The organism is Nonomuraea sp. CA-143628 (assembly GCF_050942315.1).
GTDB lineage: Bacteria > Actinomycetota > Actinomycetes > Streptosporangiales > Streptosporangiaceae > Nonomuraea.
Window position 1 is genome coordinate 12,274,902 of record NZ_CP192072.1, and the last position, 18,127, is coordinate 12,293,028.

Annotated in this window: 22 protein-coding genes; 8 read left to right on the forward strand and 14 right to left on the reverse strand. The window is 67.1% G+C overall.

Annotated features, from left to right (window positions below):
* Positions 1-3: 3 nt before the first annotated feature.
* Together ACQP2T_RS55480 and ACQP2T_RS55485 are read right to left on the reverse strand one after the other, a co-directional pair.
* Positions 4-1,452 (reverse strand): serine hydrolase domain-containing protein, encoded by a 1,449-nt coding sequence (locus tag ACQP2T_RS55480; RefSeq protein WP_433512783.1) that lies wholly within the window; start codon positions 1,450-1,452, stop codon positions 4-6.
* Between the two features lie 105 nt (positions 1,453-1,557).
* A complete protein-coding gene (locus tag ACQP2T_RS55485) occupies positions 1,558-2,103 on the reverse strand; it encodes an RNA 2'-phosphotransferase (protein WP_433512784.1) in 546 nt (181 codons plus the stop codon).
* Positions 2,104-2,210: 107 nt separating this feature from the next.
* On the opposite strand from ACQP2T_RS55485, the gene ACQP2T_RS55490 reads away from it, so the two are divergent.
* Both ACQP2T_RS55490 and ACQP2T_RS55495 read left to right on the forward strand, forming a co-directional pair.
* The gene (locus ACQP2T_RS55490) at positions 2,211-2,645 is read left to right on the forward strand and encodes a hypothetical protein (RefSeq protein ID WP_433512785.1); all 435 of its coding nucleotides are present in this window, start codon (positions 2,211-2,213) and stop codon (positions 2,643-2,645) included.
* On the forward strand, positions 2,642-3,250 hold the full coding sequence (locus tag ACQP2T_RS55495; RefSeq protein ID WP_433512786.1) for a TetR/AcrR family transcriptional regulator: 609 nt from the start codon (positions 2,642-2,644) through the stop codon (positions 3,248-3,250). Before ACQP2T_RS55490 ends, ACQP2T_RS55495 begins: the two co-directional genes overlap by 4 nt.
* Here ACQP2T_RS55495 and ACQP2T_RS55500 read toward each other — a convergent pair.
* Positions 3,244-4,476 carry an FAD-dependent monooxygenase gene (locus ACQP2T_RS55500; protein ID WP_433512787.1) on the reverse strand — a complete coding sequence of 411 codons (1,233 nt, stop codon included), beginning with the start codon at positions 4,474-4,476 and terminating at the stop codon, positions 3,244-3,246. The genes ACQP2T_RS55495 and ACQP2T_RS55500 overlap by 7 nt on opposite strands.
* A gap of 77 nt (positions 4,477-4,553) precedes the next feature.
* Between ACQP2T_RS55500 and ACQP2T_RS55505 the strand changes: the two genes are divergently transcribed.
* The 3 genes from ACQP2T_RS55505 (at position 4,554) to ACQP2T_RS55515 (ending at position 6,480) form a co-directional block, all read left to right on the forward strand.
* The gene (locus ACQP2T_RS55505; protein ID WP_433512788.1) at positions 4,554-5,105 is read left to right on the forward strand and encodes a TetR/AcrR family transcriptional regulator; all 552 of its coding nucleotides are present in this window, start codon (positions 4,554-4,556) and stop codon (positions 5,103-5,105) included.
* 116 nt (positions 5,106-5,221) lie between these two features.
* On the forward strand, positions 5,222-5,554 hold the full coding sequence (locus tag ACQP2T_RS55510; protein ID WP_433512789.1) for a PadR family transcriptional regulator: 333 nt from the start codon (positions 5,222-5,224) through the stop codon (positions 5,552-5,554).
* On the forward strand, positions 5,551-6,480 hold the full coding sequence (locus ACQP2T_RS55515; RefSeq protein ID WP_433512790.1) for a hypothetical protein: 930 nt from the start codon (positions 5,551-5,553) through the stop codon (positions 6,478-6,480). Before ACQP2T_RS55510 ends, ACQP2T_RS55515 begins: the two co-directional genes overlap by 4 nt.
* A 21-nt stretch (positions 6,481-6,501) precedes the next feature.
* Here the strand turns inward: ACQP2T_RS55515 and ACQP2T_RS55520 are convergent, their stop codons facing one another.
* Positions 6,502-6,999: a winged helix-turn-helix transcriptional regulator gene (locus tag ACQP2T_RS55520; protein WP_433512791.1), complete on the reverse strand. Its 498-nt coding sequence runs from the start codon at positions 6,997-6,999 to the stop codon at positions 6,502-6,504.
* A gap of 75 nt (positions 7,000-7,074) precedes the next feature.
* Here ACQP2T_RS55520 and ACQP2T_RS55525 point away from each other — a divergent pair, with 75 nt between their 5' ends.
* Positions 7,075-7,911 carry an MBL fold metallo-hydrolase gene (locus ACQP2T_RS55525; RefSeq protein WP_433512792.1) on the forward strand — a complete coding sequence of 279 codons (837 nt, stop codon included), beginning with the start codon at positions 7,075-7,077 and terminating at the stop codon, positions 7,909-7,911.
* Between the two features lie 20 nt (positions 7,912-7,931).
* Here the strand turns inward: ACQP2T_RS55525 and ACQP2T_RS55530 are convergent, their stop codons facing one another.
* From ACQP2T_RS55530 to ACQP2T_RS55545, 4 genes are all read right to left on the reverse strand, one after another.
* Complete coding sequence (locus ACQP2T_RS55530; protein WP_433512793.1) at positions 7,932-8,366, reverse strand: nuclear transport factor 2 family protein; 435 nt, start codon at positions 8,364-8,366, stop codon at positions 7,932-7,934.
* 389 nt (positions 8,367-8,755) lie between these two features.
* Complete coding sequence (locus tag ACQP2T_RS55535) at positions 8,756-8,956, reverse strand: DUF397 domain-containing protein (RefSeq protein ID WP_433512794.1); 201 nt, start codon at positions 8,954-8,956, stop codon at positions 8,756-8,758.
* Positions 8,957-9,039: 83 nt separating this feature from the next.
* Positions 9,040-9,312 (reverse strand): DUF397 domain-containing protein, encoded by a 273-nt coding sequence (locus ACQP2T_RS55540; protein ID WP_433512795.1) that lies wholly within the window; start codon positions 9,310-9,312, stop codon positions 9,040-9,042.
* A complete protein-coding gene (locus ACQP2T_RS55545) occupies positions 9,312-10,142 on the reverse strand; it encodes a helix-turn-helix domain-containing protein (RefSeq protein WP_433512796.1) in 831 nt (276 codons plus the stop codon). Before ACQP2T_RS55545 ends, ACQP2T_RS55540 begins: the two co-directional genes overlap by 1 nt.
* 253 nt (positions 10,143-10,395) lie before the next feature.
* Between ACQP2T_RS55545 and ACQP2T_RS55550 the strand changes: the two genes are divergently transcribed.
* Positions 10,396-10,923, forward strand: coding sequence for an ATP-binding protein (locus tag ACQP2T_RS55550; protein ID WP_433512797.1), 528 nt, complete (start codon positions 10,396-10,398; stop codon positions 10,921-10,923).
* A 670-nt stretch (positions 10,924-11,593) separates the two neighbouring features.
* On the forward strand, positions 11,594-11,731 hold the full coding sequence (locus ACQP2T_RS55555) for a hypothetical protein (RefSeq protein ID WP_433512798.1): 138 nt from the start codon (positions 11,594-11,596) through the stop codon (positions 11,729-11,731).
* Between the two features lie 125 nt (positions 11,732-11,856).
* On the opposite strand, the gene ACQP2T_RS55560 is transcribed toward ACQP2T_RS55555, so the two are convergent.
* The 6 genes from ACQP2T_RS55560 to ACQP2T_RS55585 form a co-directional block, all read right to left on the reverse strand.
* Complete coding sequence (locus tag ACQP2T_RS55560) at positions 11,857-13,002, reverse strand: acetyl-CoA C-acetyltransferase (RefSeq protein WP_357959861.1); 1,146 nt, start codon at positions 13,000-13,002, stop codon at positions 11,857-11,859.
* A 71-nt stretch (positions 13,003-13,073) separates the two neighbouring features.
* Positions 13,074-14,030, reverse strand: a complete 957-nt coding sequence (locus tag ACQP2T_RS55565) for a hypothetical protein (RefSeq protein ID WP_433512799.1) — start codon at positions 14,028-14,030, stop codon at positions 13,074-13,076.
* Positions 14,031-14,054: 24 nt separating this feature from the next.
* Positions 14,055-14,813, reverse strand: a complete 759-nt coding sequence (locus ACQP2T_RS55570) for a class F sortase (protein ID WP_358431928.1) — start codon at positions 14,811-14,813, stop codon at positions 14,055-14,057.
* Positions 14,814-14,818: 5 nt separating this feature from the next.
* Entirely contained in the window at positions 14,819-15,727 is a 909-nt protein-coding gene (locus ACQP2T_RS55575) for a hypothetical protein (protein WP_433512800.1), read from the reverse strand.
* A 134-nt stretch (positions 15,728-15,861) separates the two neighbouring features.
* Positions 15,862-16,647 carry a class F sortase gene (locus tag ACQP2T_RS55580; RefSeq protein WP_433512801.1) on the reverse strand — a complete coding sequence of 262 codons (786 nt, stop codon included), beginning with the start codon at positions 16,645-16,647 and terminating at the stop codon, positions 15,862-15,864.
* Complete coding sequence (locus ACQP2T_RS55585) at positions 16,644-18,005, reverse strand: hypothetical protein (protein WP_433512802.1); 1,362 nt, start codon at positions 18,003-18,005, stop codon at positions 16,644-16,646. The genes ACQP2T_RS55580 and ACQP2T_RS55585 overlap by 4 nt, the downstream gene beginning before the upstream one ends.
* Positions 18,006-18,127 lie beyond the last annotated feature (122 nt).

An 18,127-nucleotide genomic window follows, 5' to 3' on the forward strand; every position in this document is an offset into this window, starting at 1 on the left:
GTGCTAGACCTTATCGAGCGCAAGAAGCCGACCCGGCCTCACTGCCCGCAGCCGGACGAGCCGCAGCACCGCCGTGGCCACCCCCGCCAGCGCCGCGACCACCAGGGTGATCGTCAACGGGATGGGGAAGTAGGTGAGCTGGGCCCAGGTGATCGTCCGCCCGTTCGAGATGAACGAGATCAGGTCCGGGTACGCCGCCAGCACCACGACCGGCAGCAGCACCGGCACCATCCGCAGCGCGACCCGCCACCCGGGACGCCCGGCCCGTCCGGCCGCCCAGCGTCGTGACCGCCACACGCCCAGGATGCCCAGCCCGATGGCGGCCAGCCCGATAAGGCCCAGCACCAGCTCGAACGTCTGCCGCCCACCACCCGGCAGCTCCGGCGTCCGCCCCTGGGTCATGGCGAACAGACCCGTGGCGACGTTGTACGTGTCGTCGGTGAGGGCCGCGCTGTTGGTCATGACCGCGAAGCCGTATCCGGTCTCAGGGGAGATCGCCTCGACGGCGGTGTAGGTGAACAGGTTGCCGGAGTGCACGAGCAGCTTGGTGTCACTGTCAAGGCTCCAGCCCATGCCGTAGTCACTGACCTTCGACGGGGTGTGCATGGTCCGCAGGCTTTGGGAGGTGACGAGCGGTTTGCCCTTGCCGTTCTGGTTGATCAGCCAGGCGCCCATGTCGGCGGCCGTGGTGATGACCCCGCCGGAGCCGCTGCCGTCGAGGAACTGGGGCAGTTCGGGGCGCGCCAGCCAGGCGCCGAACACCGAGTTGTAGCCGTCCGACGGCCGGACCACCTCACTCCGCACGGCGCTGTGGGTCATGCCGAGCGGGGCGAAGACGTACTGCTTCAGGTAGTCGTCGAAGCTCTGGCCGCTCGCGACCTCGACCAGGCGGGCGGCCAGGTCGTAGTTGGCGTTGCAGTACGCCCAGTGGGTGCCGGGGTCGGTGGCGAGCGCGCCGGTCTTGAGCCGGTCCACGTACTGGGCGAGGGAGGTGGTCTCCTCTAGGGCGTTGATGTCGAGGGTGGTGTCGGACAGGCCGGAGGTCTGGTCGAGCAGTTGACGTACGGTGATCGCCGCGGCGCGCGGGTCCGCCAGCTGGAAGCCGGGCAGCTGCTCGGCGACCGATCCGTCCAGCTTGATCTTGCCCGCGTCGACCAGCGTCATCACGGCCATGGCGGTGAACGACTTGCTGACGGAGGCGACGCGCATGGGGGTGTCGGCGGTGACGGGCTTGCCGTCGGAGCCTTGGCCGTAGCCGGCGGCGTGGATCACTTGGTCGTTGTGGGTGACCACGACGGACATGCCCGGCAGTCCGGTGGACTCCACGACCTTGGTGAGGTAGGCGTCGATGGCGGCCGGGGTCGGCTGTTTGGTCGAGCCGGTGGCGGGCGCGGCCAGGACGAGGGTCAGCGCCGTTGCCGCCACCAGGGTGCCGATGAGCTTGCGTTTCATGGTGACGACGGTAGAAATCGGCGGCCCGGAAAAGATCCGCCGACCGTCCAGGACCACCCCTGACGAAAGTCTGACGTCAATCCGAGAACCGTCGCCCGGGAACCGTCAGCCGGGGAACCGGAGATACGTCGGTGGCACCTCGTCCACCAGCCACACCCCGTTGGCGCTGACCCGGAACTCATGTCCGGCTTCGTGCATCGCCCCGGCGTCCACCGGCAGAACCACCGGCTTGCCCCGCCGCGCCCCCACCCGCATCGCCGTCCCGCGGTCGGGCGACAGGTGGACGTGGTGGCGGTTCATCGGCCGCAGCCCCTCGGCCCGGATCGCGGGCAGGCTCTTCGCCACCGTGCCGTGGTAGAGGTACGCAGGCGGCGTCGCCACCGGCAGGTCCAGGTCGACCTCGATGGAATGCCCCTGGTTGGCCCGGATCCTGCCGTTCTCCAGGGCGAACCGCTGCTTGTCGTTGCCCGCCACGACCCGCTGCAGATCGGCCGGGTCGATCGGGAACCCGTGGGAGGCGGCGGCCCGGAGGAGGACGTCGACGTCCACCCAGCCGCGTTCGTCCAGCTCGATCCCGATCCGCTCGGGCTCGTGACGCAGGTGCTTGGACAGGTATTTGGAGATCCGCACCATACGCCGATCGTCAATCATCCCTTGAGCATGTCGCAGCGGCCCGATCTCCGGCAACCCTATTGCAGTTGATTTTGTGTACGACGTAAGCTTACAACGTACTCAAAATCAACCAGGAGGCCGACACCATGACCACCACCATCGCGATCATCGTCCCGTTCGTCTGGCTCGGCTGGCTCGTCGTGACCGAGTGGGTGCCGATGTTCCCGCTGAACGACCTCCAGCCCGGCAACATCGGACAGCGCGTGCTCGCGGCGTGCGTCAACTACCCGTTCCCGTTACTGATCGCGGCCGGGGTCGCACTGCACCAGACCTGGTCACTGCTCGCCGCCACCGCACTCTGCGTCGTCATAGTCGGCGGACACCTGTGGAACTGGTGGCTGCCCTACTTCGGCACCGGCACCGCCGCGCAGCGGGAGACGTACCAGCGCGAGTACAGCCGCACACTCAAGATCCTTCCGACCGAGGGGCATGACGTGGTGGTCGACGTTCAGCACCTGGTGGTGGGCGCTCTGTCCCTGCTCATGCTGGCCACCACGCTGATCGCTACGCTGACCGGATGAACGAGCCCGCACCCCGGCGCGGCAGGGGACGTCCAGCCGTCCTGACCCGCGAACGGATCGTGGCCGCGGCCATCGAGATACTGGACACCGAGGGACTCGACGCGCTCACCATGCGCCGCCTCGGCACCCAGCTCGGGGTCGCGGCCATGTCCCTGTATCGCCACCTGCCGAACCGGGACGCGGTGCTCGCCGCAGTGGTCGACCACCTGTTCGCCGAGGCGGTGATCGACCTGGACGCCGACACGCCGTGGCCCGACGCGCTGGCCCGGTTCGCGGGCTCCTACCGGCGGATGCTGCTCGGCCATCCGCACGCCGTACCCCTGCTGGCCACCCACCCGGTGGACATCGACCTGGGCCTGGAACTGCTGGCCGGGCTACTGGACCGCTTCGAGACCGCGGGAATCCCACGCCAGGACGCACTCACCGCGATCCAGTCGGTAGCGGTCTATGTCCTCGGCCATGCTTTGGCCCAGGTCGGCACCCCACCGGGCACCACGAGGGCGGGGGACGGCGATGTGGCGGCGGCGGCGTTTTACGACCAGTGGTTCAAAACGGGGCTGCGGGCCATGGTCTCGGGCTTCGAGCGGCAAATCGACCTTCAGTGATTTTCCAGGCCGACCCGGCGTACTGATGACACCGGGTAGTCGTCGACGATCATGGAGTTGTAGAGGCGGGCACTCTTGGTGGTGAGGCGGACGAGGGCGCGGCTTGGCCCCGTGGGCAGGGCGGAGATCAGGCGAAGGCCCTGGACCAGTCCCCGCACGCCGAGACGGGACGTGGGGACCAGGGTCTTCGCCGCGCTCAGCGCGACGGCGCGGCTGCCGCGTACGTGCTCCGCCATCGCGCGCTCGTAAGCGGGGAAGGCGCGCTCGTGGTCACCGCCCGCCCGCGCCAGCTCCCCGGCGAGGACGTACGCGCCGACGATGGCCAGGCTGGTGCTGCCGCCGACGGCAGGGCCGGGGCAGTAGCCCGCGTCACCGACGAGCGTCACCCTCCCCCGCGACCAGGTGTCCATGTGGAGCTGGGTGATCGAGTCGAAGTAGAACGCCGGGGTGCGGTCGAGCTCGTCCAGCCAGCGGTCCACGTCGGCGTGCAGGCCCCTGAACGCACCACGCAGCAGCTCCTTCTGCCGGGGCACGTCGCGGCGGGAGTAGTCGAGCTCGCGCTCACTCCGGAACAGGAACATCGCCCGCGCCTCGCCGAGGTGCCGCGCGCCGTACATGCCGGCGGTGCGGCCGACGCCGACGTGCATGAGGAGCTCGCCGTCGAGATCTGCGGCATTCGGCAGGGTCAGCACCCCGAGATAGGCCCCGATGAAGGCGCTGAAGCGGGACTCGTCGCCGAAGACGAGGCGGCGCACGTTGGAGTGCAGCCCGTCCGCGCCGACGACGAGGTCGAAACGGCGCGGCGCGGCGTTCTCGAACCGCACCTCGCCGTCGGGCGAGATCGCGGTGATCGAGTCACCGAAGATGTACTCGACGTCGTCGCGCGTGGCGTCGTAGTAGATCTCGCTCAGGTCGTCGCGCATGATCTCGACGTGCCGGCCGGAGGTGGCGCCGAAGATCTTGGAGAGCTCCACCCGTACGGGACGCCGCGCGCCCTCCCCGTACGCGGTCATCCGGTTCGCGCCGGTCGCCCGCTCCTCGACACGCGGGAGCACGCCCATCTTCTCCGAGATGTTCATGGCGGGCCGGAACAGGTCGACCGCGTGGCCGCCGGTCTTGCGCAGAGTCGGCGCGCGCTCGACGACGGTGACGGAGAAGCCGTGCCTGGTGAGCCAGTACGCCAGCACCGGACCGGAAACGCTGGCACCGGAGATGAGAATCCGCATGAGCACGCTTCCTTTCTTAACGATAAGTAAGCGTAACATGGCTACTTACCTATCATTAAGTCAGATAGACTTACGGCATGCCTCGTCCCTCTGATACCAAGCAGCGGATCCAGGACGTCGCCCGCGAGCTCTTCGCCCAGAAAGGTGTGCAACGGACCAGCCTTCAGGAGATCGCCGACCAGCTGGGCATCACCAAGCCGGCGCTCTACTACCACTTCTCCTCACGCGAGGACCTGGTCCGCAGCATCGTGCAGCCGATCATCGACGAGGAAGAGGCGTTCCTGGCGGGCCAGGAGGCGCTGGACGAGGTCGAGCCCCGCGCCCTGCTGGAGGGCTACTTCGACTTCCACCACCGCCACCGCGAAGCGATGGTGCTCATGCTCAGCGAGCTGACCACGCTCGCCGACCTGGGCCTGATCGACCTCGTGCTGGACTGGCGCAGGCGGCTGACGAACCTGCTGTACGGCCCCGAACCCACGATCGAGCAGGCCACGCGGGCCGTGATCGCCTTCGGCGGGCTCCAGGACTGCACGATCCAGTTCCCCGACGTGCCGAAGGACGAGCTCCGCCGGGCGGCCGTGGACGGCGCCTGCGCGGCCCTGGGCATCTCGCCGCAGCGCGAAGCCTGACGAAGGGCGCGATCAATCATGCCCCGCCGGGGCGTCGTCATGCGATCCATCTTTACCCCTGAACGATTGTGACGATCGCTCGGCTTATAGGTAGATGATCGGCATATATTGATCACATGAGACAGATGCAGGAACCGACCTTCCTGATCCTGACCGCGCTGGCCGCCGGTCCACAACACGGATACGGCGTCATCACCGACGTGGAGCGCATCTCGGACGGCCAGGTTCGCCTGCGCGCCGGCACTCTGTACGCCGCTTTCGACCGCCTCCAAGAAGAGGGCCTGATCGCCGAGGACCGAGAGGAGATCGTCGACGGCCGCGTGCGCCGCTACTACCGGCTGACCGGCGACGGTGCGGCGAGACTGGCGGCGGAGGCCGAGCGGATGCGCAGGCACGCCAAGGCGGCCACCGTACGCCTGCGCGTCGCCGGCTCGGGAGGCGCGGCGTGAGCCCGCTCGAAGCCCGCTACCGCCGTCTCCTGGCCACCTACCCGCGCGACCACCGGGCACGGCATGAGGAAGAGATGATCGGCGTGCTCCTTGCCGGGGCGCGGTCCGGCCAGACCCATCCCCATCCGACCGACGCGGCTGACTTACTGTGGGGCGCGATGCGCGTCCACGGGCGGCGAACCTTCGGCCCGGTCTCCGCGCCGGGCTGGCGCGCCGGGCTGGCGCTCGCCGTGGCGCTGTGGCCGTTCCTGATGCTGACAGGTGCGCTGGCGGCCGGGCTGCTCCAGGGCGCCGAATCCGTGGGGAACGTGGGGCTCGCCGCTGTGGCGCGGCCGATCTGGATCCTGTACATGGCCGAGCCGATCGTCATCGCGGCCCTGCCGGTGCTGGCCGTACTGCTCGGCCGACGATGGATCGCCGTACTCGGCGTGGTCGCGTTCGTGCTGTATCAGGCCGACAACCCCCGCCTCCTGGATCTGGACACGCTCCTGTTCCCCAACCACGGCCCGGTCCTGCTGGCTCAGCTCGCGCCCGTCGCCATCGCCTTCGCGCCTGGGGCGCATCGCGCGATCACGGTCATTCCCCGGCGCACATTCCTGCTGTGGGGGCCACTCGCCGTGGTAGGGCTGACCGCCAGCAAGGCCATCGTGCGCTGGGTGGACGTGATCACCCACCAAGACATCGTGACCTGGAAACCCGTGCCCTGGCTCGTCGTGGTCGGGCTGGCGGCCGGGTACGCGTGCCGGTCGGCCGTGGGGCGGCGCGCGGCGTTGCTACTGTTCCTGCCTGCGGCTGCCCTGGGCGACCTAGGGGACCTGCCGTCGATACCCACCTCCACGGCCCTTGCCCAGCTCGGGTGCGCGGCCCTGGCCTTCACCACCGCGGCTGCCTTGACCCGGCGGCGGAGCGGCCAGAGACGAGCTTGAACATGGTCGACCACCTGGCGGCTACGAGGAGTTGATCGCAGCGAGGTAGGCCGCGTTCAGGCGCTCGCGAACGCTCGGTGATCGCGCTGGGGTTTCGGAGCCAAGGTGCGAGTGGCGAAGCTCGTCCATGAACTCTTCCCAAAGCGCGGGGCCGCCTTGTTCGAGCAGCTCGGCGCGAACGCGCAGCGCGCGGCTCGTGGGCCGGTGGCGAAGCCCCCAGCTGCCGAGCTGCGCGAACACTGGTACGAGTTGGATCGCGGGTTCGGTCAGGCTGTAGCGCGCCCGCTGGCCAGCTCGCGCGTTCTCACGGGTGAGCAATCCCAACTCGACGAATCGCTTGAGTCGGTCGGCGAGGATATTTGACGCGATCCCCTCTTGTGAGCCGGCCTGCAGCTCTCGGAAATAGCGGCGGTCTCCGAAGACGATGTCGCGGAGGACGAGCAGGCTCCAGCGATCGCCGAACACCTCGACGGTGGCGTTGATCGGGCACCCCGACCGCGGCTCATGCACTTCACCCATAGTGCTTGCAATCTACCACCGCCAGGTACTACGGTCTCGAAAGCGGTTGCAAACCACAAGCGGAAGGGGCCACCCGTGCTGAAGCAGGTCGCGGAGGGTGTGCTGATCCACGAGAGCGAGTTCTGCCAGAGCAACGCCGTTGTCGTGCACGGCCGGGCCGGCGCGTTGCTCATCGACCCCGGGGTGCAGGTGCACGAATTGGCCTGCCTCGCGAACGACCTGTCCGATTCGGGCCAGACCGTTGTGGCAGGCTTCTCGACGCATCCGGATTGGGATCACCTGCTCTGGCACGCCCAGCTCGGCACGGCCCCTCGTTACGGCACGGCCCGCTGCGCGGCCAGTGTCCGGGATCAGCTTTCCGACCCGGGTGCGAAGGACCGCATAGCCGACCACCTACTCGAGACGGAAATCGCCGGGAAGGTCCCGCTGGACCTGCTCGGCCTCATCACCGCCCTGCCCGCCGAGACGGCGCAGGTTCCATGGGATGGCCCTCAAGTCCGGATCATCGAGCATCAAGCGCACGCACCGGGCCATGCGGCGCTGTTCATCGAAGAACACGGGGTGCTCGTCGCCGGCGACATGCTCTCTGATGTCCTGGTTCCGATGCTCGACCTGAACGGCACCGCTGACCCGATCGAGGACTACCTCACGGCGCTGCGGCTGCTGGAGGGCGTGGCCGGCGACGTCGATGTCGTCGTCCCTGGCCACGGGTCAGTCGGCGGAGCTGATCAGGCACACGCGCGGATCGAGCTGGATCGGGCGTACGTGCTCGCCTTGCGTGAGGGCCATGTTCCCGATGACCCGCGGATCGGCCCATCGGCCAAGCCCGGCTGGGAGTGGGTAAGCGATGTGCACGCCGGGCAGGCCCAGCGCCTCGCCCGAAGAAGCGAGCGCGACGGGATGCCCGGCTAGGGATCCACTCGCGGACCGGCTCACTGACCGCCGGGCGCGTCTCCGAACACCATGCGATGCCCCTTGGCGGTGTCCATGTACTCACGCACCCGGTGGATCAACCCGTCCCGCAGTTGGAAGATGAAGCAGTAGTCGTTGCGGTAGGCGTTGCCGCCTGCCAGCGTGGCCTGCATGGTCTCCTCCACCACGACCACATCGCCGTCGGCGTAGAACCCGCGGAAATCTACCGCCACATCGGCGACGAACATGCGCGGGAAGTCGACGGTGAGGAAGTGAACGATGGCGTCCCTGCCCACCATGTGGTGCGTGGCACCGAGCGCTACGGCGGTCGCGTTGCCGGGCGGGGCCAGCCATTCCGCGTCCTGTGTGAAGAAGCTGGCGATCAAGTCCTTGTCCCGACTCGAGAATGAGCGCCATGCCTGCTTTACCAGCTCGCGGTTCTGTTCAGAGGCCATGCCGGGCAGTGTAGACCGCCTCCCGGCAAGGGGACCGGCCATATTCGAACATGGTCACCGGACGGTGGAGCCAGCCCAGGCAATGACCATTAGGGCTGACATGTCGCCGCGTCATCCCCGGCCACGCCAGGCTGCGGTGATCGCCACCCTCCTCCTCGGTTGCGGTCAGTAGAACTCCCGAGATGACGGCCCGTGCGTAATCCTCCGCACGCGGCCCCGTACACCGACACCACCGCGGAGGTACGCCCCTGGGCGGGCGCAGGGTTACGACGAGAACGTCCGGGCGCCACGACAAAGAAACCGGGCAGCACGACCAAAGAGCCCCGACCTATGCGGGACAGGGCCGCTAGCGTGCAGATGGATGATCGGGTGTTGGGTGCGAGACTGAGTCAGAGGTCGAATTCACCTAGTCGTACACCACCGATGAAGGCTTTCCACTCGTCTGGGCGGAAAATGAGCATGCCGCCTGCACGGTTCTTGGTGTCTCGGACCGCGATTACCTCCTCGGTGATCGCCACCTCGACGCAACTTGCACCGTTCCCGCTGAGACTGCTCTTGTGCCATGTGACGCCTGAAAGATCGGGCTGCATCCCAACTCCTTTCACTCCTGATCTTCGCAAAGGGATGCAAGTAGCGCTGCTGAGATCCGGGCGTCAGCGCCGTCACACTCCTATTATCCGGCGAGTAGATGGTCGAAGTTGCCGTCCTTCATCCCGTCTATCAAGGCGCGAAGTTCCTCCTTGTCGAGGAACACCTTCGGCCCGTCGGGGTCCTTCGAGTCACGCACGGCCACTAGATCGCCGTGCTTGTGCAGCCCCGCATCAACGGGCACGAAGACTTTTCCGAACTCGGCGCAGGCCCCACCGTTGTTGCTGAATCTGGACTTACACCACTCGACCTGAGACAGGTCAACGTCGATTCCAGTCGCGTCGCTTGTGCCACTCATCAAAGATCCTTTCCCACCTGGGCAATGAGTGCCAGGCTGTCCTCGGCCGACAAAGATTTCGCTCGTAGGTGGTTGAAGACCACGTTATACCCTTGGACTACGGCAGGATCCTCCAAATATCGGGCGTCCGACTGACTCTCCAGATAGACCACCGGCGGCCATGGATCAGGGAACTCGATCGCGATGAACGAGCCGTCCATCGCGGCATGTGACCCGGCCTCAAAGGGCAGGACCTGCAAGGTCACATTGGGTCGCGTACTGATCTCCATGAGGTGCCGCAACTGGGCCTTCATCGTGGCCCGGCCACCGACCATCCGCCGTATGCATGCCTCATTCATGATCGACCACAGCTCCAGCTCGTCCGACGTAGTCAGACGATCCTGGCGCGCCAGGCGAAATTCAATCTTGCGTTCGATGTCCTCGGCGCCGACGGCGGCAGGCGCCGTCCCTAGGTACGCGCCGTAGTAATCGGCGGTCTGAAGCAGTCCGGGAATGAGTTCAGAATCGTAATGATTCAGCCTGGACGCCGCCGACTCCATGCCGACGTAAACCTCAAACCATTCGGGGATCGCCCCCTTGCCCTTGTAGCTCTGCCACCAGCCGCGCTTGCGGGCCTCCCGTGCCAGCGTGAGCAGGAATTGCCGCCGTTCGCCTTCGACCTCGTACAGATCGAGCATCACAGAGACGACACTGAAAGCGGGCGCCGTGGAGTTGTTCTCGATCTTGGTTACGGTGCTTTCGGCTATGCCTACCGCATCGGCGACTTGCTTGCGATTCAGGTTGGACCGTCTGCGCAGCTCCCTGAGCTCGGCCGCCAGCCTGCGCCGCACCACCGTGGGGCTAGTCCTGCTTGACACCGTTTGGCCTCCTAGATCACTCATGTCGCTTAGTTAGAACAAGGTCAATCTGAACTAGTTCCCAAGAACCTCTTTACAGCTGCACATGTGCCAGAGCACCATCGGCATCGAGGATGCCATCACGGAGAGCAATATCTCGCACACGGAACGTCTCTGACGACCTCCGTGGTGGAACTCGCATGAAAGATCCGTTTCGCCCACATCTCAGGTAACGGAGAGGCCAAACGTGTTCAGCACGCTCATCAAGGCTGCCCTCTTTTCTGTCGGACACGGCGGACAGTTCGCCATTGGAGGAGGTCAATCATCTGGAGCTTCCTCAATAAACGGGCTGTTCCTGGCCGAGATCGTATTGCCAGGGGTGGAGCGTTCGGTGGCGGTAGCTCGTCGGTGTGTGGGTGAGGTGCTGATGGTGGCAGGGCACGCGGACGTGAACGACGTCCGGTTGGTGGTCAGTGAGCTGGTGACAAATGCCGTGTCGCACACCGCATCCGGCGAGGCAGGTGGGTTCGTCACAGTGGAGGTCACCTCCCTGGATGCCGCGACGGCCTACATCGAAGTGATCGACGATGGGACGGCCATGACCTTTCCCAAGGTGCGTAACGCCGACTCCGGCGACTGTGGCGGCCGAGGGCTATGGCTGGTGGAAACGTACGCGGCCAGATGGGGCGTACGCGATGAGGGCTGTAGACAGCGAGTGGTGTGGGCGGAGATGTCCACGAGGAACGGCGCGTCTGCCTGTGCGGCAAGGGCGTGAGGGCGAAAGTGAGGTGCTTCGGAGTGTCTTGGACGGTTGATCAAGCGTGGTTTCCTCCTCACTGCAAGAGTCCGCACGCGTCGCCCGCGCAGTCACATGCCGAGCGACTGGCGTGGAACGCGCCCCGTGACAACGGCCGCCACGTGCGCGTCATCGCGTGGACCTGCGAGTGCGCCAACCCCTTCTACGAGCTGTGCCAGGCGGGCGGTCAGCGATTCATCCGACGCACTCGAAACGGGCCGAACGAGTGGGTCGTTGATGAAAGCGACCGATGGCCTGCCGGGCAGGCGGAGGCACAGTGGCACGCCTTGCTGGTTGGGCTTGTCCGCTTAGGAGAGGCGGCAGCCAGGATGGCCGTACGAGATGGGCTTGGGAGTTTGGGTGACGGCGCAAACAGGTGACGGGGCCCCCATGGGTGTCGGCGGGCGCCTACAGTAGAGCGCCGAGTCGGCACGGAACACGCGGGCGCCGATAAATCGGTTGCGACGATCGCCAGACGAGGCATAGTGTCAGCGACATGCGCTTTTACCTGTAATTCGTTGGGGATCCAATACCCCGGCCACTCGGCCCCGCCCGGCGGTGTGTATGCCCGCCGACCTCGTCCAGACGCGGCAGCTGAGCTTGTCGACCGGCCATGGCCGCGTCGTGAATTACGTAAAGGAGCTTCCTCATGCGAGTTCGTTCAGGCAAGAAGAAACACAGTAAGAACCTCCCCGGGCAGGAGATGCCACCGGTGCCCCGGCAGATGCCGAGGATGCCGCAGCGGCCCATCGCGCCGCCCAGGCGGATCCCGCCCAAGGGACGCTAGTCCACTACCAGGATGGTAGTAAGTGCGGCGCGCGACCCAACGCCATGGGCGCGCCGCACACAACCCGCGGTGCCCCGGTCCCTCGTTCAGAGGGCCGGGGCACCGTCGTGTCACCGTCAGCGGTGTTAGAGGCGTTCGATGATGGTGACGTTGGCCTGGCCGCCGCCCTCGCACATCGTCTGGAGGCCGTACCTGCCGCCCGTACGCTCCAGCTCGTGCAGCAGTTTGGTCATCAGGATCGCGCCCGTACCGCCCAGCGGGTGGCCCAGGGCGATGGCGCCGCCGTTGGGGTTGACGGTGGCCGGGTCGGCGCCGAGCTCCTTCATCCAGGCCAGCGGCACCGGCGCGAACGCCTCGTTGATCTCGGTGACGGCGATGTCGTCGATCGACATGCCGGCCTTGTCCAGTGCCCGCCGCGTCGCCGGGATCGGCGCCGTCAGCATGTACACCGGGTCGTCACCCATGAGCGCGAGCTGGTGGATGCGGGCGCGCGGGGTCAGCCCGTGGTCCTTCACGGCCTGCGCCGAAGCGATCAGCACCGCGCCCGAACCGTCGGAGATCTGCGACGCGGTGGCGGCGGTGATCTGGCCGTCCTCCTTGAGCGTCTTCAGCCCGGCCATCTTCTCCAGCGTCGTGTCCGCCCGCGGCCCCTCGTCGTCGGAGACGTCGTTGATGGGCGCGATCTGGTCCTTGAAGTAGCCGTTCGCGATGGCCTTGGCGGCCCGCTGGTGGGATTCGAAGGCGTACCGCTCCAGCTCCTCGCGCTTGAAGCCCCACTTCTCACACATCAGCTCCGCGCCGCGGAACTGCGAAATCTCCTGCTTTCCGTACCGTTCGACCCACATGTCGCCGAACGGGAACGGCATGCCCTTCTCCAGCGCGGCCGTGATCGACGAGCCCATGGGCACGATGCTCATCGACTCGACGCCGGCCGCCACGACCAGGTCCTGGGTGCCGGACATGACGCCCTGCGCGGCGAAGTGGATCGACTGCTGCGAGGAGCCGCACTGCCGGTCGATGGTGACACCGGCCGTGGTCTCCGGCAGTCCCGCCGAGAGCCAGGCATTTCGCGCGATGTCCATGCTCTGGGGGCCGAACTGCATGACGCACCCCATGATGACGTCCTCCACCGCGGTGGGGTCGACGCCGGTGCGGTCGATCAGCGCCTTCAGCGTGTGAGCGGCCAGGTCAGTGGGGTGGACGGTGGAAAGGCCGCCCTTCTTCTTGCCGACCGGGGTGCGGACCGCCCCGACGATGTACGCCTCTGCCACAGTGCCTCCTGAAACCGAGCATTGTTCGGTTATTAGGGAGAGACTACAACAGAACGATGCTCTACGCCCCGTCACCCTGGGGGCAGAAGGTCCTCCGCCGCGTCGATCCGGAACCGCCACCGGTCCACGATCAGCCCGTTCAGGGCGTCGGCCAGACGCAGCGCGAGCGCGCCGACCTTCTCAGGGTCGTCGCCGCGCAGCTCGATCGCGGTCAGCTCGGTGGCGAAGGGCAGGAGCTCCTGTACGGCGGGCGGACGGCCCTTTTCCGGGACCACGAGGACCCGTATGTCGCCGACCGTGTAGAGGAAGTCATCCGGGTTGGCGTCGTCCGGCTTGATGTCGTCGCCCGGAGCAGCGGTAACTTCGGTGGCTTCAGCGACTTCGGTGGCTTCGGTGGCTTCGGTGGCTGCTTCAGTCTCGGCGTCGGCGCTCGCTTCAGCTTCAGCGTCGGTTTCGGCGTCCGTGTCGGTTTCGGCTTTCGCGTCCGCGTCGGTTTCCGCATCGACGGTCGCACTCGTACCGGCCTCTGTGGGCGTGGCGTCGGCAGTGGTGGTGTCCTCGGGCGCGGTGTCGTCCGTGGCGCTGTTGGTCTCGTCGCTTATGTCAGCCTTCGGGGCATCGTCGAGACCGCTCAGCACGGCCCGCAGTTCGTCCGCCGTCGGCCGTTCCGGAAGGATCACCGCTGGACCGCCACGATCACTGTCGGCGGGATCGGTCACCTCGCCTCTGCACACGGCCAGCCCGCCGAGGCGGAAGGCGATCCCCTCGGCCAGGTAGCGGTCGAAGTAGTCGAACGGCAGCGGGCCCTCCGCCACCACCCGGCAGGCCCACACCTGCTCCAGCTCGCCGCCCACCAACTCGGGATCGGCCTCTACTGGGGCGTGCACCCGGACGTCCACCGCCACGATGTCGGCGCCGTCCTCGCGGGCCTCCGGGTCTGCCAGCCGTACCAGTCGCAGGAGGTCTGACTGGCTCGGTTTGGCGGGCAATGCCGCCGTCGGGCCAGTACGCAGTCTCCGCTTAGCCATCCAGCCCATGACGCGCCTCCGCGTTCAGCCTCGATAGGAGCTTGTCATCGTCGCATAGACGATGATGTTGTCGGTGTAGTGACCGATACTGCGGTTGTACGTGCCGCCGCAGGTGATGAGGTGGAGCTGGGCGTTGGCGTTGGGCTGGTTGCCGTAGACGCGCTGGGTGGGGAACGTCTTCTTGCTCGCCTGCTCGACGCCACCGACGGTGAACACCGCGGTCGTACGGTCCTGCCGCTTGACCTCGATGGTGTCGCCGTTGCGGATCTCGTACAGGCGGCTGAAGACGGCGCTGCGCGTCCGGGTGTCCTTGTGCCCGAGCATCACGGCCGGACCGGCTTCGCCGGGGGTGGACATGTTGCGGTACCACCCGACCAGGTTGGGATTGTTGGCCGCCGGCACCTGGATCGTCCCGTCCTTGGCGAGCCCGAGGGACTCGACCGGCGCGTTGATCCCCAGCCGCTTGATCACGATCCGCTGCGGAGTGGACGGCAGCATCGCAGGCGCCGGGTCCGGCAGCGGCAGCGGCGGCGGCACCGTAGGGGCCGCCTTGAACAGGGCCTGCGCCGGCTGTCCCGTCGTCTTGCCGTCGGGCTGCACGGTGACGGGCAGCGTGTCCCGCTGGCTGGCCAGGCCGTACTCCTCGGGCGAACGGAGCACGATCAGCAGCCCGGCCACCACGGTCACCACGCCGGCCACGGCGGCGAGGATCAGCACCGACCTGAGTACGGTGCTGCCCCTGTCCTGCGGCGGCTCGCCCCCGTAGGGGTACTGTCCGGCCACCTTGATCAGCCTCTGGTGGCGGAACGGCGACGCATGAAGAGTCCTCCAACGCCGGCGGCGAGTATCAGCGCGGATCCGGTCAGCACGACCATCCTGCCGTCGGGACCCATGTCACCGCCACCACCTGTGTCGGCTCCGGCCTTGGGAGTCTTGGAGCTCTTGGTGGTGGTCTTCGTCGCCGTGGGGGTCTTGGTGACGTAGGCGGTGTGCGTCTTGGTGGGCTTGGGGGTGGGAGTGGGTGTCGGGGTGGGAGTGGGGGTGGTGCTGGGGGTGGAGCTGCCGGTCGGGGTACCGGTGGGGGTTGGGGTTCCGGTCGCGACGGTGATCAGGGCCGCAGCGGCGGTCGCCTCGGCCTCGGAACCGGCCTTGACCGTGCAGGTGTACCAGGGAGTCGGTGCCGTGCCGCTGGTGGGACCCACCTGCAGAACGAAATCGTCGGGCATCACGGCGATCACACCGGTTGCCTTGGGCGTGAGCGAGATCAGCACCGGCGGGATGGGCATGGTGGCGCTAGGGCTGACCGACGAGAAAGGCGTCATTGACGCACCGACCGACCGCGTCTCGGTCGGACTCGGGTTCGGCGTCCCGGTGACTACCACTGTCGCCTGGATGACCACGCGGTCTGTGGTAGCGATCGCAGACGGCGCCGTGAACGACGTCGGAGAGGCGGCGGGCTGGCCGATCTTCCACGTCACCACCGCTGTGGAGCTCGGCGATGGGGCGGTCAGCGGCCCTTGCAGGTCCATCTCGAACTTGTAGTCGGTGCCCGTGCCCGTGCCCGTCTTGCAGTTATAGGTGACCGGTTTCGGCGCCATCGCGGCCATCGCCGGAACCACCCAGAAGATACCCGCACCCGCTAAGGCCAGGCCAGATGCCTTGAGGGCGAGGCGGTGCCTCGCCTTGGACGTCAGCACTGTCCTTCTCCGTTTCAGCGCGCAGTATCAACAGGCGTATCAGAATCCCAGCCGTTGGTCACGGTCAGGTAGCGATGATACGAACTCTCCCTGTGAAGTTCCCGTAAACCCTACAAGCAAGCACTTGCCACCCTTCACCCCTTCTTCTTGGACAGGGTGGCGTACACGATGATGTTGTCCGTGTAACTGTGGGCCGCCTTGTTGTAGACGCCCCCGCAAGTGATCAGCCTGAGCTGCGCGTTCTTCGTGTTCCCGTACACCCGAGCCGTCGGGAACGAGGACTTGCTGACCTGCTCGACCCCACTCACCGTGAACCGCGTCACCTTTTTGTCCGACCGGTACACGTAGATCTGGTCCCCCTTGGCCACCTCGGAGAGCCGGTAGAACACCGCCGCGCCCTTCTTGGTGCTCACGTGCCCGTTGATCACCGCAGGGCCGAGCTCGCCCGGGACCGGCGAGAACTTGTACCAGCCCGTGAGGCCGGGCTTCGTCAGCGGCGGGGTCGTGAGGTTGCCTTTGAGGTCGACGGTGACCGAGCCGATCGTGGCGTTGACCTTGATCTTGGGGATCTTGATGCGGTACGGCTTCGCCTTCGCCTTCGCGGCCTTGGTCTTGGCCGGCGGGATGGCCGCGACGACCGGGGCGGCGGCCAGCGGCGGCGGCGCGTCGAGACGGGCGGGGGTGAGCGGCACGTTCTTGCCGCCGGGGCCCACGGTCGGGGGCAGGACGAAGGCGCCCGCCGCGTTCTGGATCTGGACCGTGTCGCCCGGCTGCTGGGCTTGCGGCCCGGGACCCGAGCCGTCGTCCACGGGCGGCGCCAGCGAAAGCAGGCCGACCATGATGGCGCCCACCCCGCCCAGCGACCCGGCGATCAGCAGCCCGGGAAGTGCCCTGTTCAGCAGCGGCTTCTGCTCGGTCATGACTCGACTCCTCCGGCATGCTCGGCCTTGCGCCGCCGTAGCAGCAGCCCTCCTGTGGCGCTGCCCATCAGCAGCATCGAGCCGCCCGCGATCAGCCCGTACGACCCGCCGCCCGGCGGCTCGGGCGCCTCACCGGAGTCGACCCCGCCCTTGGGTGTCTTGGCGACCTGCGCCTTGACGTACGTGGTCTTGGTCGTGGTCGGTTTGGGGGTCGCCGTGCTCGTAGTGGTGCGTACAGTCCCCGGTATCACGCTCACCAGGCCGTCGTTCGTCCCCGGCGGGTTGTTGTGCGGGAGCGTGGGGGTGGGTGTGGTCGGGCCCGGGGTCGGCGTGCCGGTGGGACCGGTCGGGGTGGGCGTGGTCACCGTGGGGCTCGAAGTGGGGGTCGGCGAGGTGGGGGTGGCGCCGGGCACCGGCACGTCGATGGCGCCGGGGTCGTTCTGCAGCGCGCACGTGGCCTCGTCGTGGGTCGGCGGCTCGTCCAGGTTGGCGGTGCTCACCTTGAAGGCGTCCACATAGGCCACCTTGGACTCGGTGTTGATGACCTCGATCGTGTGGGGTCCGTAGGGGAGCACCGGTGACTCCCATAGGTCCTCCTGGGACCTGGAGCCGGTCATCTCGCTGCCGTCGCGGTCCTTGCTCGGCTTGACCAGCCCATCGGTCACGGTGGCGCCGTCGAGGAGCACGCGCACGTCGCCGAGGTCCCGATCCCGACGGGCGACGTAGGTGACCTGCGTGCCGGTGAAGGACAGCTTCGCGCTCTCGTCCTGCTGGTCGGTCGTATGCAGGTCGTAGAGGTAGTCGCCGAACTCCTTCTCCGTGTTGATCCGATGCCAGCCACTGGAGTAGGTGATGCTCTTGTGGTTGTTGACCATCACCTCGCCCTCGGCGGGCTGGAACCTGACGACCAACCCGCCCGGCCTGACCCGGATGGTGCCGGTCCGCTTCACCAGGCCCGCGTCCGAGAGTCCGTCGGGGAGCACTAACTGGTCACCGGGCACGAGTTCGTCCTGGTCCTTGCTGCCCTTCGGGCGGAGTTGGCCGTTCCAGGCGCCAGTGATGTCGACCACGCCCTCCAGGTTCAGCGTGGACCCGGCCTCGAAGAAGCCCGGTGAACCGAACCGGCGAGTGCCCTGATACTTCAGCGCCCACTCGACGTCCAGCATGCCGCCCGCGGCGATCTTGGGCGTGATCGTGGCTTCCAGTTGCACGCCGTTCGTACCGGCGACACCACCCGTGCAGAGATACTTCGCGACGAGCGAGGACTCCGCCGACCCTGAGGGGGATGACACCACGAACGCGGCTGACGCCGCCATGCCGACCGAGGCGGCGATGATCGCCTTACCCAACCGATTCACGGCACACTCCGATCAACACAGTAGGCCGAAGGTCGATCTTAGGGTCGATATCCGCCGAAGACCGCAACTACCGGCACTTGTGATGAACCCGTGTCCGCCCCCGCAAACGGGCAACAGAATCG